Raw genomic sequence first — 13,882 nt, 5'->3', positions numbered from 1 at the left:
ATGCCGCTCAGGGACATCGACGACGTCGACAGGCTGAAGAAGATCAACGCCGCTCTGGTCAGCCGCGTCGAGCGCTCGATGGACCAGCAGGGCAATGCCTTCTCGCTGTTCCAGACTGCAATTTCACTGGAAAACCGGGTGCGCATGCGCACCGAGGAACTGCACTCGACCTTGCGCCGGCTGGAACAGTCGAACATCGACCTCAGCGCCGCCAAGGAAAACGCCGAGCTGGCGAACCTGTCCAAGACCAGGTTCCTGGCCGCCGCCAGCCATGACGTGCTGCAGCCGCTGAACGCCGCCCACCTCTCGGTCTCGGCACTGGCCGAAGTGCAGACCAGCGACGAGGGCAAGAAACTCGTCCGTCAGGTCGAGCGCTCGCTGGAGACGATGGAAGACCTGTTGCGCACGCTGCTCGACATTTCCAAGCTCGACGCCGGCGTGGTCCAGCCCGACATTGGCGACGTCAATCTGGAGACGTTGTTTTCGTCGCTGCGCTCGGATTTCAAGCCGGTTGCCAAGCTGAAGGGGCTGACACTGAAATTCCGCCCGGTCAGCGCCGTGGTGCGTTCGGACCGCACGCTTTTGCGCCGCATCCTGCAGAACATCCTGTCCAATGCGCTGCGCTATACCCGCTCGGGCGGCGTGCTGGTCGGCACCAGGCATCGCGGCGACACCATCCGCATCGATGTCGCCGACACCGGCTGCGGCATTCCCGACGACCAGCGCGAGGCGGTGTTCGAGGAATTCCATCGCGGCTCCGCCATTCCGGCCGATACCGGAATTTCCGGCGGCGGGCTGGGGCTGGGCCTTGCCATCGTGCGGCGCATGGCCGCCGCGCTCGGCCACCCCGTGACGTTTTCGTCGAAAGTCGGGCGCGGCACCATCTTCCACATCGATGTGCCGGTCGGCATCGGCGCCAGCGCCGACGCCATCGCCAGCCTTGCCGAGATGGAGCGGCCGCGCGGCTACGGCCTGTTCGGCACCAAGGTGCTGCTGGTCGAAAACGACGCCGATGTGTTGCAGGCGATGACCTTCCTGCTCGAGCGCTGGCAGTGCCTGGTGCGTGCCGCGACCTCGACCGAGGATGCGCTCAGCCTGCTCGGCGACACCGACTGGGTGCCCGACATCGTCATTGCCGACCAGCATCTCGACGACGGCGACCTCGGCACCGCAACAATAGCCGAAGTGCGCGATTATCTCGGCCGCGCCGTGCCGGCGCTGATCGTCACCGCCGACGGATCGGAGGCCGTCGCCAAAGCCGCCCGCGCCGCCGGCATCGAACTGATGCGCAAGCCGCTGAAACCGGCGCAGCTAAGGGCGCTGCTGGCGCATCTGCTGGCTTGAGCCCCATACCCTCCCCTTGATGGGGAGGGTCGGCGCGCAACGCCGGGGCGGGGTGCAGCGCCAAGGTCCCCCACCCCGCTCCGCTTCGCGGATCGACCCTCCCAACAAGGGGGAGGGTAAAGATCAAAACCCGGCCTGATCGCGAAACAGCTCCGCATTGTCCAGCTTCGACACCTCGATCACCGCTTGCGTGCGGCTGTAGACGTTGAGCTTGCGCAGGATCTCCGAGACATGCGCCTTGACCGTGGTCTCGCCGACCTGCAGCTCGTAGGCGATCTGCTTGTTGAGCAGGCCTTGGCGCAGCATCTGCAGCACGCGCAGCTGCTGCGGCGTCAGTTTGGCCAGCCGCTGCACCATGTCGGCGCGGTCGGCGCTGTCGGCGTCGGGCGGCTGTCCCTCATAGGTCTCCGGCACATAGATCGCGCCCTCCATCACCGAGCGGATTGCGGCCGCAAGATCGCTCTTGCGCGCCGATTTCGGGATGAAGCCGGCAGCGCCATAGGACAACGCCTCGGAGATGATCTTCGGCTCCTCATAGCCCGAGACGACGACCACCGGCAGCCGCGGATGGCGGGTCCTCAGCTGCAGCAACCCGTCAAAGCCATGCACATCGGGCATGTTGAGATCGAGCAGCGCCAGATCGAACGGTTTTATCCCACCCAGGAGATCGAGCGCTTCGGCAATCGAGCGCGCCTCCACCGTGTCGACTTCCGGGTACGCCATCTGCACGGCGCTGTGCAGCGCCTCGCGAAACAGCGGATGGTCGTCGATGATCAGAAACCGGGCGCGATCGTTGATTGCGGTCATGGTGTTTGTTTCAGTTCTCCGTGGGCACGATACTCCCGCTGGTATGGCCAGCTTATTGGCAAATAGTCTATCGCCATCTTAACCCCCGGAGGCGAAGCCGACTTTATCCGACAATCAAGGCGCAGCTCGTGCTTTTGCGGACGCTGATGCCTTGCCCGGGGGTTCAAATCGGTCAAATGTGCCGTCAAGATCCCAAGCAGAGACCCGCGCATGACAGACTTCGTCCTTCCCCTGCCCGCAACACCATCGGTCGCCGTCGCCGGCTCGGCCGAGCGTTTTGCGGTGCGCCGCATCTTCTGCGTCGGCCGCAACTACGCCGCCCACGCCCGCGAACTCGGCAATGACGAGCGCGACCCGCCGTTCTTTTTCACCAAGCCGGCCGATGCGGTGGTCGATTCCGGCACCACGATCCCCTACCCGCCCTTGACCAAGAACCTGCACCACGAGATCGAGCTGGTCGCGGCGATCGGCAAGGCCGGCTTCCGCATTCCTCGCGCGCAGGCGCTCGACCATGTCTGGGGCTACGGCGTCGGCATCGACCTCACTCGCCGCGACCTGCAGGACGAGGCCAAGAAAGCCGCGCGGCCCTGGGACTGGTCGAAGGCCTTCGACCGCTCGGCGCCCTGCGGTCCGCTGGTGCCGGCCGCCAAATCCGGCCATCCGCAAAAGGGCCGCATTTGGCTCGCCGTCGACGGCGCGGTGAAGCAGGAGGGCGACCTCGCCGAACTGATCTGGCCGATCGCCGATATCGTTTCGATCTGCAGCAGTGCGGTTGTACTACAACCGGGCGACCTGATCTTCACCGGCACGCCGGCCGGCGTCGGCGCGGTGGTGCCGGGCCAGACGATGACCGGCGGCGTCGACGGCATCGGCACCATCGAGATCACTGTCGGCCAAGATTCGATCGGCCAAAATTCCACCGACAAGCCGTGATCCAATGAGCGACCTCGTCCTCCACAACTACTACCGCTCTTCCACCTCCTATCGCGCACGCATTGCGCTCGAGATGAAGGGCCTGACCTACGATTACGTGCCGCATCATCTGCGTCATGGCGACCATCTGGAGCCGGCTTACCTGGCGGTCAATCCGCAGGGGCTGGTGCCGGCGCTGATCCTGGGCGACGGCACGCTTTTGACGCAGTCGCTGGCGATCATCGAATATCTCGACGAGACCCATCCCGAACCGCCGCTGTTGCCGAAGGACGCGCTCGGCCGGGCGCGCGTGCGAATGCTGGCGCAGATGATCGCCTGCGACATCCACCCGGTGAACAATCTGCGCGTGCTGACCTCGCTGCGCACTTTGTTCGGCGCAGGCGACCAGGATGTCGTCAACTGGTTCCGCCACTGGGTGAACGAAGGCTTCCAGCCGCTTGAAAAGATTCTGGCTTCATCGGATGAGACCGGCACATTTTGCCATGGCGACGCACCGGGCCTCGCCGACATCTGCCTGGTCGCCCAGATCGCCAGCAACGCCCGCTTCGGCGTCGACCTGACACCCTACCCCGAGATCTCGCGCATCCACGCCGCCTGCATGGCGCTGCCGGCCTTTCAGAAGGCGGCGCCGGAGAATCAGATAGATGCCGAATAGGCTCACAATGCCGGAGCAGAGCACGGAGAGTTGCCGATGAAAGCCGTCGTCTTCGAAAAATTCGGTGAGACGCCGAGAATCCTGACCGTGCCGGATCCGAAACCGGCTGCCGACGGCGTCGTCATCAAGGTCGAGGCGACCGGGCTCTGCCGTAGCGACTGGCATGGCTGGATGGGTCATGATGACGGCATCACGCTGCCGCATGTGCCGGGCCATGAACTGGCCGGCATCGTCGTCGCCGTCGGCAAGCAGGTGACCCGCTGGAAGGCCGGCGAACGCGTCACCGTGCCGTTCTGCGTCGGCTGCGGCCGCTGCTTCGAATGCAATTCGGGCAATCATCAGGTCTGCGAGCACCAGACGCAGCCCGGTTTCACCGCCTGGGGCTCGTTTGCCGAATATGTCGCCATTGAGCATGCCGACACCAATCTCGTGCGCCTGCCCGAGGAGATGGAGTTCGCCACCGCCGCCAGCCTCGGATGCCGCTTCGTCACCTCGTTTCGCGCCATTGTCGACCAGGGCCGGGTGACGCCGGGCGAATGGGTGGCGGTGCATGGCTGCGGCGGCGTCGGCCTGTCGGCGATCATGATCGCCAGTTCCATGGGCGCCAATGTCATCGCCATCGATCTCACCGACGAGAAACTGGAATTCGCCAGAAAGATCGGCGCGGTGGCGACCATCAACGCCTCGACGACGCCGAACGTGGTCAAGGCGGTCAAGCAGATCACCAATGGCGGCGCGCATATGTCGATGGACGCGCTCGGCCACCCCACGACATCGTTCAACTCGATTGCCAATCTGCGCCGGCGCGGCCGCCACGTGCAGGTCGGCCTGATGCTGGGCGAACATGCCCGCCCGCAAGTGCCGATGGACAAGGTTATCGCCTTCGAGCTCGAAATCCTCGGCAGTCACGGCATGCAGGCCTACCGCTACCCCGCAATGATGGAAATGATCCGCGCCGGCAAGCTCAAGCCCGAACTGCTGGTCGGCAAGAAGATCAGCCTTGATGAGGCGCCGGCGGCGCTGATGGCGATGGGCGGTTTCGAGGGGATTGGCATTGGGGTGGTGACGAAGTTCTAGGGCGGAGTCGCCCTCCACCACCAAACTCCTAGCGCGCAAATTTCTTCGCCCCGAACACGCAAGCCACCACGCCGAGCGTCACGACCACCATCAGCGGGCTGACCTGCTCGTGCAGCAGCGACGCTGCCAGCGCCAGGCCGAAAAAGGGCTGCAGCAACTGCAACTGCCCGACGGCAGCGATGCCGCCTTGGGCCAGGCCGCGATACCAGAACACGAAGCCGATCAGCATGCTGAACAGCGAGGCATAGGCGAGACCCATCCAGGCGTGAGAGCCGATGCCGGCGAAGGACGACGGCAGCGTCGCAAAGGTCAGAACCAGCATGATCGGCAGCGAGATCGCCAGCGCCCAGCAGATCACCTGCCAGCCGCCCAGCCTGCGCGACAATGCCGCCCCCTCGGCATAGCCCAGGCCGCAGACGATGATGGCGGCCAGCATCAGGCCGTCGCCGACAGGTGAGGCCGTCACGCCTTGCATCAGGGCAAAACCGGCGACCAGCGCGCTGCCGATGCAGGAAAACAGCCAGAAGGCCGGGCGCGGACGCTCGCCACCGCGCAGCACGCCGAAGATCGCGGTGGCCAGCGGCAGCAGGCCGACGAAGATGATGGAATGGGCGGAGGTGACGTGCTTCAGCGCCAGCGCGGTGAGCAAGGGAAAGCCGACAACCACGCCAAGGGCGACGATCACCAGCGACAGAAAATCGCCGCGCTCCGGGCGTTTCTGCCGAAACAGCATCAGCATGGCGAGACCGAGAAGTCCGGCAATCGCGGCGCGGGCCGAGGTCAGGAATATCGGATCGAAATCGGCCACGGCCACGCGCGTTGCCGGCAGCGAGCCTGAGAAGATCAGCACGCCGATGAATCCGTTCATCCAGCCGCTCGCGGTCTTGTCCATTCCAGGCTCCATTGCTTTCGCCCTCTATCGGGCAAGTGCCTATGGTGCAGCCAGAGACAATGCAGTACAATTCCGCAAAACTGTAATGGCTATCAGAGCAATACAGATGACCGAACTCATTTTGGAAACCGGCAATGCGCACCCTCCTGTCGCGACCACGCTTGTGGAAACTGTCATGGCGACCATCCGCCAGCGGATATCGGCGCGCAGCCTGACGCCAGGCGCGCGGCTACCTTCGATCCGCGCCTTTGCCAAGGCCATGCAGGTGTCCAAGTCGACCGTGGTCGAAGCCTATGAGCGGCTCGCTGCCGAAGGCGCGATACGCTCACGGCCGGGTTCGGGTTTTTATGCCGCCGGATCGCTGGCGCCACTGTCGCTGGCCGAGATAGGCCCGCGGCTCGACCGCGCTGTCGATCCGCTTTGGGTTTCGCGCCAGTCACTGGAAGCCGGCGACGAGATGCTGAAACCCGGCTGCGGCTGGATGCCGGCCTCATGGATGCCGCAGGGGGCCTTGCGCCGGGCGCTGCGCACCGTGGCGCGCGCCGACGATGTCGACCTAGCCGATTACGGCACGCCGCTCGGCCTGCCGCCGCTCAGGCAATTGCTCGCGCGGCGCATGGCTGGCCACGGCATCGAGGTCTCGCCCGAACAGATCATGCTGACCGAATCGGGCACGCAGGCCATCGATCTTCTGTGCCGCTTCCTGATCGAACCGGGCGATACCGTGCTGGTCGACGACCCCTGCTATTTCAATTTTCACGCGCTGCTGCGCGCCCACCGCGCCAAGGTCGTCAGCGTGCCCTACACGCCATCGGGGCCTGATATCGAGCTGTTCGCGCAGGCGCTCGCCGAGCACAGGCCGCGCCTCTACATCACCAATTCCGCCATCCACAACCCGACCGGCGCGATCCTGTCGCCGGTCACCGCGCACCGGCTGCTGAAGCTCGCCGACCAGTCGGACCTGACCATCGTCGAGGACGACATCTTCGCCGATTTCGAGCACAGTCCCGCGCCCCGGCTGGCGGCGTTCGACGGCCTCAACCGCGTCGTCCATATCGGTAGCTTCTCCAAGACGCTATCGGCATCGGTTCGCTGCGGCTTCATCGCGGCACCGCGCGACTGGATCGAGCAACTCACCGACCTCAAGATTGCCACCACCTTCGGCGGCGGCCGGCTGGCGGCCGAACTGGTGCTGACGCTGCTTAGGGACGGCAGCTACCGCAAGCACATGGAATTGCTGCGCGCGCGGCTTTCCCGCGCCATGGGTGAGACGGGCGCGCGCCTGAAGGCGATCGGCATCACGCCCTGGATCGACCAACCGGCCGGCTTGTTCCTGTGGTGCAGCCTGCCGGATGGCGTGGATGCGGCTGAAATTGCTCGCCGTGCATTGGCCGACAACATCGTGCTGGCGCCCGGCAATGCATTCAGCCTGTCGGGAACCGCCAGCCGGTTCCTGCGCTTCAACGTTGCCCAATGCCAAGACGAGCGGATTTTCAGGGTGCTCAAGGCGGCAATGGCGCGCTGAGCGCTCAGCGGGAGGCCGCGCAGACCTTCCGAACGCAATCTCGCAGCCAGCGTTGCGCCGGATCGGCATCGAGCCGTGGATGCCAGAGCATCGAGATGGTGACCTCCACCGTGGCGACCGGCAGCAGAAAGCTGACCATGCCGGCGCGTGCGCCTTGCGTGTGCCGTTCGGGCACGCTGGCAATAAGGTCCGAAGCGCGCGCCATGGCGAGTGCAGCCGAAAAGCCGGAGACCATGCACGCCACGGTTCGCTGCAGGCCGAGCAGCGCCAAAGTCTGATCGATCGGCCCTCTTTCCCGACCCCGCCGTGAAACGCTGATGTGGCGGCCGGCCGCGTAGCGTTCAGGCGTCACCGCGCCTTCGCTCAAGGGATGGCCGGCTCCTACGGCGCCGACGAACCGGTCACGGAACAGCGCCTGTATCAGCACTTCAGGTCCGGTCTCGCCGGCAACGCCGATTTCCAGATCGATCGCTGCGTCGCGCAACGAGGCGACATCCTTGTCGGCTTTCGGCGCAAATCGCAGCCGCACGCCCGGCGCCTCGGCCTGGATGCGAGCGACAAGACGCGGCCCGAACTCCTCGACGAACCCTTCATTGGTGCGCAGCGTGAAGATCTGGTTCAGCTTCGCGAGATCGAGAGGCCTGGCAGGGCGCAGCAACGTTTCTGCTTCCTGGACGACACGGCCGGTCTGCTGCCGCAATGCCTCCGCGCGCGGCGTCGGCACAAGGCCTCGACCGGCCCGAACCAGCAGCGGGTCGCCGGTCGCTTCGCGCAGTCGCGCCAGGGTGCGACTCATCGCCGAAGGGCTGAGCCGCAGCCGGGTTGCCGCGCGAGCCACGCTACCTTCGGTCAGCAGGACGTCGAGAGCGAACAGCAGATTGAGGTCGGGCGATGTCATTGGCGGATTGTAGCACATGCCATGGCGTTTGGCGCACGAATAAGATGCAAATGCTGCACCTTCCGCCATTCCACCCTGACGACTAGATCTCGGTTGCGGGACTGACAAGGAGGAAATCGCCATGGCAACTGCCGAGCAGAACGAGTGCGCATCGGCGCCGCAGAAAACCCGGTCCGCAGGCCTGGCCCACTCTCCTGTCTTGGCATTGGCCAGCCTGTCGCTCGCCACGCTGCTGTCCTCGCTTGGAACCAGCATTGCCAGCGTTGGACTGCCTTCCCTCATGCAGGCGTTCGGTGCGTCCTTCCAGTCCGTGCAATGGGTGGTTCTCGCCTATCTGCTCGCCATCACCGCCCTGATCGTCAGCGCCGGGCGCCTGGCTGACATGGTCGGCCGCCGGCCGTTGCTGCTCGGCGGCATCGCGCTGTTCACACTGGCCTCGGTGCTCTGCGGCCTGGCGCCGACGCTCTGGCTGCTGATTGCGGCGCGCGCCGTACAAGGACTGGGTGCCGCGCTGATGATGGCGTTGACGCTGGCCTTTGTCGCGGAGACCGTGACCAGGGAGAGAACCGGCAGCGCCATGGGCCTGCTCGGCGCCATGTCGGCGATCGGCACGACGCTCGGACCCTCGCTCGGCGGCTTGCTGATCGCTGGCTTTGGCTGGCGGGCGATCTTCCTCGTCAATGTGCCGCTCGGCCTCCTGACCTTTGCCCTCGCCTGGCTGGCCCTGCCTGCCCGCGGCAAGGCTGCGGGCGTTCAAGGCGGGTTCGACGCGATCGGGACGGTCTTGCTAGGCCTGACGCTCGCCGCCTATGCACTGGCCATGACGCTTGGCCGCGGCCATTTCGGCGCCCTCAACACCGGCCTGCTGGTTGCCGCCGGCATCGGCGTCGTTCTGTTCGGCGTCGCGGAGAAGAGGGCGAAGAATCCCTTGATCCGGCTTGCCCGGTTGTACGACATCCGGCTCAGCGCCAGCCTCGCCACGAACCTCGTCGTCGCCACAGTGATGATGGCGACCCTGGTGGTCGCTCCATTCTATCTGTCGCGAGCGCTGGGGCTCAATGCTGCGATGGTCGGCGTGGTCCTGTCGACAGGTCCGCTGGTCTCCGCGCTCTCGGCGCTTATCGCCGGCCGCCTCACCGATCGCTTCGGCGCGCACAGGATGATGGTCGTCGGACTGTTCAGTCTTGCCGTCGGAACCTCATTGTTGTCGCTCGCCGCAACAAAACTCGGCATTGCCAGCTATATCGTGCCGATCGCCGTCACCTGCTTCGGGTACGCCCTGTTCCAGACATCCAACAATGCCGCCGTCATGAGCGGTGTCGCTGCCGGCGAGCGCGGCATGGTGTCCGGCCTGCTCAATCTGTCGCGCAATCTCGGCCTGATCACCGGCGCATCGCTTATGGGGGCCATTTTTGCAGCTGCCTCGACGGCAGAACGGCAAAGCCAGGACATGCTGACCTCAGCGGCAGCCGCGCGCGGCATGCAGGTTACCTTTCAGACGGCAACGGTCCTGGCGGTGGCTGCGCTGTTGCTGGCACTGCTCTCGACCCGCGCCGGCGGCAGGCTGTCGGTGCGGCAACAGCCATCATGACCGAAGATAGGGAGCTTACGCTCCCGCCCGCTTGCGCCGCTCATAAAGCATGACCAGCGTTTCGGCGGTCAGCGCCGGCCTCTGTTCGCCCTCGATCTCGACCGTATTGGCGGCCTTCATCAGATACTGGCCCGGCCCCTTGTCCTCCACCGACAACAGCGTCGTGCGCAGCCGGATGCGTGCGCCGACCCTGACGGGCGCCAGGAACCGCACCTTGTCGAAGCCGTAATTGAAGGCGGCTTGCGTGTTTTCGGGGACGATGCCCATGCCCAGCGCCAGCGCGCCGATGATCGACAGCGTCAGATAGCCATGCGCGATCGTGGTGCGAAATGGGCTCTGCCGCTTCGCCCGCTCCGGATCGACGTGGATCCACTGATGGTCGCCTGTGCATTCGGCAAACTGGTTGATGCGGTTCTGGTCGACGGTCGTCCATTCCGACACGCCGAGCTCCTGCCCGGCCATCGCCCTTAACTGCTCGAAGGTCGGCGGCGTTTTCGGCCGTAGTTCCGTCATTCCTGCTTTCCCGGTGGCTCCCAGTGCCTCGGACCACGAACGGACGGCTCCTGTCAATTCGCCCGTTGCGATTCCGTTCCGCCATTTTCCGCCAAACAGCGTCCCTCGTCCATGCTCATGCGCCGCAACCGGCCACTCCTCTCATGGTTGCGTTGAGAGTCACTTCTTGTCATAGCCCGAGCGGATTTCCTCCATCGCTTCCTTGATGCGGCTGCGCAGGATTTCGATCGATTCGGTGCCGGATTTCTTGACCAGCTCGGCCACTTCGCCGGCATTTTTCAGGGCGGCTTCGAAGGATTTCCTGGCGAACTCCGCCTGTTTTGTCATCAGTTCCTGGGGATTGCCCGGCGCCTTGTAGCTCTGCGCCATGTCGCTGACTTCACGCAGCGTGTCCTGCAGCATCTCGCGCTGTCTGGACAACAATGAGGTCGCGCCGGCAGCTCCCGCCCGCGCGGATCTTTCCAGCGCCTCGAGGTTCTTGCGGTGATGCGCGAGGATCGCCTCGACATTCGGCACCTTCAGGTCACGGCCGAACCGGCTGAACATGTCCAGGAACGAATCGGAGTCGGGTTGTTTGGCCATTGCTCGTGCTCCCCAGTTGTCGCAAATGCTGAACCCTGTTCTGGACAATAGCACTCGCGCGCCGTGTGTCCATTCGCACGCCCAAGCAATTCAGCGGCAAATGCAGCATCAGCCAGCGAGAAACAGCCTCTCCGCCGTGTAGAGCACGATACCCGCCAATCCGCCGATAATCATGCCGTTGAAGCGGATATATTGCAGGTCCTTGCCGATGTTCATCTCGATCAGCCTCGTCAGCTGGGCGAGGTCCCAGCGCTTGACCTGGTCGGCGATGAATGTCGACACACCGCTCTTCTGGCTCTCCACGAACGACGACAGCGCCACGACAAAGCCCCGGTTCATGTCGGCCCTGATCTGCGGATCGCCTGAGAGATGGCGGCCGACCTCGACGAACATGTTGGCGAGATGCGCGCGAACAATCGAATTCTCCGCCTTGGCGTCCTGTTCGATGAACACGCTGAGGCTCTGCCACATGTCGCCGGCGAGCGACTTCACTTCCGGCCGCGCCAGGAAATCGCGCTTCAGCTTCTCGGCCCGTTTGGCGTATTGCTTCGAGGTTCTGAGCCGCTCGATGAAGCTGTGCGCGAAACGGTCGAATTCGGCGCGCATCGGATGGTCGGGGTCGGCCCGCACCTCGTCAAGCAGCGAACCGGCGGAAGCGACGATCTTTTTCAGCAGATAGGCGTCGGCTCTGAACAGGTTGAACAGCGACGGCAATTCCTCGCGGATTTTCTCGCGCATGGTCGCCAGCGCCTCTTCATCGTTCAGGAACCGGCCGATCACCCTGGTGAATTCGTCGAAGAGTTTCTGGTGGCGGCGGTCGTCGGTCAGTGCCGACAGCAATTCGGCCGCGAGCGGCGCCAGCGGCACCTTGTCGATCTGCTCCAGCATGCGGCTGGTGACGAAGCCGCGCAGGCCGGATTGCTCGATCGCCGCAAGCGTCTGCGGGACCAGCCGTACGACGAAGCGTGACAGGCCGGCAGAGCGTTCGGCGTCAGTCAGCCAGTCGGCGACGAGTGCTGCAAAATCGACCTCGGCCAGCTTTTCCCGCACCGGCTCCGGCGCCAGAAAATTGACCTCGATGAAGCGGCCCAGATTATCGGCGATGCGGTTCTGGTTCGCTGGGATGATGGCGGTGTGCGGGATCGGCAGGCCCAGCGGCCGCTTGAACAGCGCCACCACCGCGTACCAGTCGGCCAGGCCGCCAATGGTCGCCGCCTCGGCGAAGGCCGCCACGAAGCCCAGCCACGGATACTTGGCCTCGAACGATTTGGCCACGGCAAAAACCACGACGCAAAGCACCAGCGCAGCCGTGGCGAGGAACTTTGTCCGCCGCAACGCGAAAAGCTTGGCGCCCGTCTCGGCATCAAAACCGCCAGGCGCCAGGGACGAAGCCGATTGGGACATGATACGCCGCTCCTCATCGATCTCTTGGCTATCTGGCATGGGCTATTTAGGGGGTGTTTGGGCCCGTAGCATGATCGGATGGGCCGATTTCGTCCGGGAATTGCCGGTTTCGCACGCAAAGTTGACAAGAATGTTCATCTATCATGCAATCCCAGTCTGGAATTGTTCCAAGGTATAGGCCATATTCCGATCGGGCCAGTGTGGGCGAATCCGAAACTCCGGGTGAGAAAGCCGCACCAGCACAATCTAAAATCTGGTGCAGTTCCAGCGCGCCAGCACTCGGGTGAGGAATTAAATGCGGCTGACGCGCCAGACCAACTACGCCATGCGCATCCTGATGTATTGCGCCGCCAACAACGATCGCCTGAGCCGCATCCCCGAGATTGCGGCCGCCTATTCGGTGTCGGAGCTTTTCCTGTTCAAGATCCTGCAGCCGCTGGTCGAGCATGGCCTGGTCGAGACGGTGCGCGGCAGGAATGGCGGCGTGAGGATCGGCCGCCCCGCCGAGCAGATCAGCCTGTTCGACGTCGTACGGGTGACCGAAGAGAGCTTCGCCATGGCCGAGTGCTTCGAAAACGACGCCGCCGAATGCCCGCTGGTCGACAGCTGCCAGCTGAATTCGGCGCTGCGCGAGGCGCTCAACGCCTTCTTTGCCGTACTCTCCCGCTACACCATCGCCGATATGGTAGCGGCGCGCCCGAATGTGCGTCATTTGCTCGGCATCGACATGCTGGTCCAGCGAGCTCCGGCCGCCTGAGTTTTCTAGTGCATGTCGCTCAAAAGTGGCCCCGGTTTTGAGACAACGACATGCATAAAAACAAAGACCTAAAGCGCGTCGCCTGAGTCCGTTCAAACGCGACGCGCTTTTAGGCGGCTGACTGCGGCAAGACGAACGGCATGCTCGCCGCCGGCAACACACCGACCCTTAGCCGACAATCGAACACCTTTTCGATCAGATCGTCGCTCAGCACCTCCTGCGGTGAACCGTCGGCGGCGAGCCGGCCGCGATGCATCACGAAAATCCGGTCGGCATACATGGCCGTCAGATTGAGGTCGTGCAGGATGGCGATCACACCGCCGCCGCGCCGGGCGAAATCGCGGGCGATGTTCATGATGATCAGCTGGTGCTTGATATCGAGGCTGGAGACCGGCTCGTCGAGATAGAGATAGCGCGGCTTGCCGTCGAGCACCGGCGCCCAGACCTGGCACAGCACGCGCGCCAGTTGCACACGCTGTTGTTCGCCGCCCGAAAGCTCCTGATAGAAGCGGCCGGCAAAGCCGTCGAGGTCGACCCGCACCAGCGCCCGCTCGGGCAGACGATCATCTTCGCCCGGCAGAACGCCGGAACGGCCGCCGATAAGGCCGAGCCTGACCACTTCGTGCACGGTGAAGGGAAAGGACAGCGTCGCGGCCTGCGGCAGCACGGCACGCACAGTCGCGGCCTCCACCGGCTTCATCGCGGAGAGGTCGCGCCCGTTGACGGCCACTGTCCCCGCAAACGCCAGATCGCCCGACAACGCCTTCAAAAACGTCGTCTTGCCCGAGCCGTTGGGTCCGACGATTGCCGCAATTTCGCCCGGCCGCGCGACGAAATCGACATTGGCAACAATGCGCTTGCCGCCGATCGCCACCGAGACATCGCGTGCTTCGATCATGCCGCC

General features: G+C 64.4%; 14 protein-coding genes. 7 read left to right on the top strand and 7 right to left on the bottom strand.

Annotated features, from left to right (window positions below; translation table 11 throughout):
• On the top strand, positions 1–1,344 hold the full coding sequence (locus ACYG9Y_RS08515; protein WP_023672626.1) for a hybrid sensor histidine kinase/response regulator: 1,344 nt from the start codon (positions 1–3) through the stop codon (positions 1,342–1,344).
• Between the two features lie 123 nt (positions 1,345–1,467).
• On the opposite strand, the gene ACYG9Y_RS08510 is transcribed toward ACYG9Y_RS08515, so the two are convergent.
• Positions 1,468–2,151, bottom strand: coding sequence for a response regulator (locus ACYG9Y_RS08510; RefSeq protein WP_023672627.1), 684 nt, complete (start codon positions 2,149–2,151; stop codon positions 1,468–1,470).
• Positions 2,152–2,361: 210 nt separating this feature from the next.
• On the opposite strand from ACYG9Y_RS08510, the gene ACYG9Y_RS08505 reads away from it, so the two are divergent.
• Genes ACYG9Y_RS08505 through ACYG9Y_RS08495 form a run of 3 tightly spaced genes read left to right on the top strand, consistent with a single transcriptional unit; the run spans position 2,362 to position 4,816 of the window.
• Positions 2,362–3,084, top strand: coding sequence for a fumarylacetoacetate hydrolase family protein (locus tag ACYG9Y_RS08505; protein WP_023739057.1), 723 nt, complete (start codon positions 2,362–2,364; stop codon positions 3,082–3,084).
• A gap of 4 nt (positions 3,085–3,088) precedes the next feature.
• Positions 3,089–3,739: a maleylacetoacetate isomerase gene (gene maiA / locus ACYG9Y_RS08500; RefSeq protein WP_023710731.1), complete on the top strand. Its 651-nt coding sequence runs from the start codon at positions 3,089–3,091 to the stop codon at positions 3,737–3,739.
• A gap of 36 nt (positions 3,740–3,775) precedes the next feature.
• On the top strand, positions 3,776–4,816 hold the full coding sequence (locus tag ACYG9Y_RS08495) for a zinc-dependent alcohol dehydrogenase family protein (protein ID WP_023739058.1): 1,041 nt from the start codon (positions 3,776–3,778) through the stop codon (positions 4,814–4,816).
• Positions 4,817–4,844: 28 nt separating this feature from the next.
• Here ACYG9Y_RS08495 and ACYG9Y_RS08490 read toward each other — a convergent pair whose 3' ends face one another.
• Positions 4,845–5,708: a DMT family transporter gene (locus ACYG9Y_RS08490; protein WP_023739059.1), complete on the bottom strand. Its 864-nt coding sequence runs from the start codon at positions 5,706–5,708 to the stop codon at positions 4,845–4,847.
• A gap of 106 nt (positions 5,709–5,814) precedes the next feature.
• Here ACYG9Y_RS08490 and ACYG9Y_RS08485 point away from each other — a divergent pair, with 106 nt between their 5' ends.
• On the top strand, positions 5,815–7,233 hold the full coding sequence (locus ACYG9Y_RS08485) for an aminotransferase-like domain-containing protein (protein ID WP_023739060.1): 1,419 nt from the start codon (positions 5,815–5,817) through the stop codon (positions 7,231–7,233).
• Positions 7,234–7,237: 4 nt separating this feature from the next.
• Here the strand turns inward: ACYG9Y_RS08485 and ACYG9Y_RS08480 are convergent, their stop codons facing one another.
• Complete coding sequence (locus ACYG9Y_RS08480; protein ID WP_023691058.1) at positions 7,238–8,131, bottom strand: LysR family transcriptional regulator; 894 nt, start codon at positions 8,129–8,131, stop codon at positions 7,238–7,240.
• 121 nt (positions 8,132–8,252) lie between these two features.
• Between ACYG9Y_RS08480 and ACYG9Y_RS08475 the strand changes: the two genes are divergently transcribed.
• On the top strand, positions 8,253–9,722 hold the full coding sequence (locus ACYG9Y_RS08475) for an MFS transporter (RefSeq protein WP_023739061.1): 1,470 nt from the start codon (positions 8,253–8,255) through the stop codon (positions 9,720–9,722).
• 15 nt (positions 9,723–9,737) lie between these two features.
• On the opposite strand, the gene ACYG9Y_RS08470 is transcribed toward ACYG9Y_RS08475, so the two are convergent.
• The 3 genes from ACYG9Y_RS08470 to ACYG9Y_RS08460 all read right to left on the bottom strand — a co-directional run bounded on the left by ACYG9Y_RS08470 (position 9,738) and on the right by ACYG9Y_RS08460 (position 12,221).
• Positions 9,738–10,235 (bottom strand): MaoC family dehydratase, encoded by a 498-nt coding sequence (locus ACYG9Y_RS08470; RefSeq protein WP_023681725.1) that lies wholly within the window; start codon positions 10,233–10,235, stop codon positions 9,738–9,740.
• A gap of 159 nt (positions 10,236–10,394) precedes the next feature.
• Positions 10,395–10,817 carry a phasin family protein gene (locus tag ACYG9Y_RS08465; RefSeq protein WP_023672638.1) on the bottom strand — a complete coding sequence of 141 codons (423 nt, stop codon included), beginning with the start codon at positions 10,815–10,817 and terminating at the stop codon, positions 10,395–10,397.
• A 108-nt stretch (positions 10,818–10,925) separates the two neighbouring features.
• On the bottom strand, positions 10,926–12,221 hold the full coding sequence (locus ACYG9Y_RS08460; RefSeq protein ID WP_023739062.1) for a DUF445 domain-containing protein: 1,296 nt from the start codon (positions 12,219–12,221) through the stop codon (positions 10,926–10,928).
• Between the two features lie 295 nt (positions 12,222–12,516).
• Here ACYG9Y_RS08460 and rirA point away from each other — a divergent pair, with 295 nt between their 5' ends.
• The gene (gene rirA / locus ACYG9Y_RS08455) at positions 12,517–12,978 is read left to right on the top strand and encodes an iron-responsive transcriptional regulator RirA (protein ID WP_023672640.1); all 462 of its coding nucleotides are present in this window, start codon (positions 12,517–12,519) and stop codon (positions 12,976–12,978) included.
• A 109-nt stretch (positions 12,979–13,087) separates the two neighbouring features.
• On the opposite strand, the gene ACYG9Y_RS08450 is transcribed toward rirA, so the two are convergent.
• Positions 13,088–13,876: a heme ABC transporter ATP-binding protein gene (locus ACYG9Y_RS08450; protein WP_023681728.1), complete on the bottom strand. Its 789-nt coding sequence runs from the start codon at positions 13,874–13,876 to the stop codon at positions 13,088–13,090.
• Positions 13,877–13,882 lie beyond the last annotated feature (6 nt).

This window comes from Mesorhizobium sp. W050 (assembly GCF_054719535.1).
This window is presented reverse-complemented; position numbering and strand designations above follow the sequence as displayed.

Coding starts and splice junctions, on each gene's coding strand:
- ACYG9Y_RS08480 (WP_023691058.1), bottom strand. CDS start 8,131: ATGACATCGCCCGACCTCAATCTGCTGTTCGCTCTCGACGTCCTGCTG.
- ACYG9Y_RS08465 (WP_023672638.1), bottom strand. CDS start 10,817: ATGGCCAAACAACCCGACTCCGATTCGTTCCTGGACATGTTCAGCCGG.
- ACYG9Y_RS08460 (WP_023739062.1), bottom strand. CDS start 12,221: ATGTCCCAATCGGCTTCGTCCCTGGCGCCTGGCGGTTTTGATGCCGAG.
- ACYG9Y_RS08490 (WP_023739059.1), bottom strand. CDS start 5,708: ATGGACAAGACCGCGAGCGGCTGGATGAACGGATTCATCGGCGTGCTG.
- ACYG9Y_RS08485 (WP_023739060.1), top strand. CDS start 5,815: ATGACCGAACTCATTTTGGAAACCGGCAATGCGCACCCTCCTGTCGCG.
- ACYG9Y_RS08450 (WP_023681728.1), bottom strand. CDS start 13,876: ATGATCGAAGCACGCGATGTCTCGGTGGCGATCGGCGGCAAGCGCATT.
- ACYG9Y_RS08505 (WP_023739057.1), top strand. CDS start 2,362: ATGACAGACTTCGTCCTTCCCCTGCCCGCAACACCATCGGTCGCCGTC.
- ACYG9Y_RS08515 (WP_023672626.1), top strand. CDS start 1: ATGCCGCTCAGGGACATCGACGACGTCGACAGGCTGAAGAAGATCAAC.
- maiA (WP_023710731.1), top strand. CDS start 3,089: ATGAGCGACCTCGTCCTCCACAACTACTACCGCTCTTCCACCTCCTAT.
- ACYG9Y_RS08470 (WP_023681725.1), bottom strand. CDS start 10,235: ATGACGGAACTACGGCCGAAAACGCCGCCGACCTTCGAGCAGTTAAGG.
- ACYG9Y_RS08475 (WP_023739061.1), top strand. CDS start 8,253: ATGGCAACTGCCGAGCAGAACGAGTGCGCATCGGCGCCGCAGAAAACC.
- rirA (WP_023672640.1), top strand. CDS start 12,517: ATGCGGCTGACGCGCCAGACCAACTACGCCATGCGCATCCTGATGTAT.
- ACYG9Y_RS08510 (WP_023672627.1), bottom strand. CDS start 2,151: ATGACCGCAATCAACGATCGCGCCCGGTTTCTGATCATCGACGACCAT.
- ACYG9Y_RS08495 (WP_023739058.1), top strand. CDS start 3,776: ATGAAAGCCGTCGTCTTCGAAAAATTCGGTGAGACGCCGAGAATCCTG.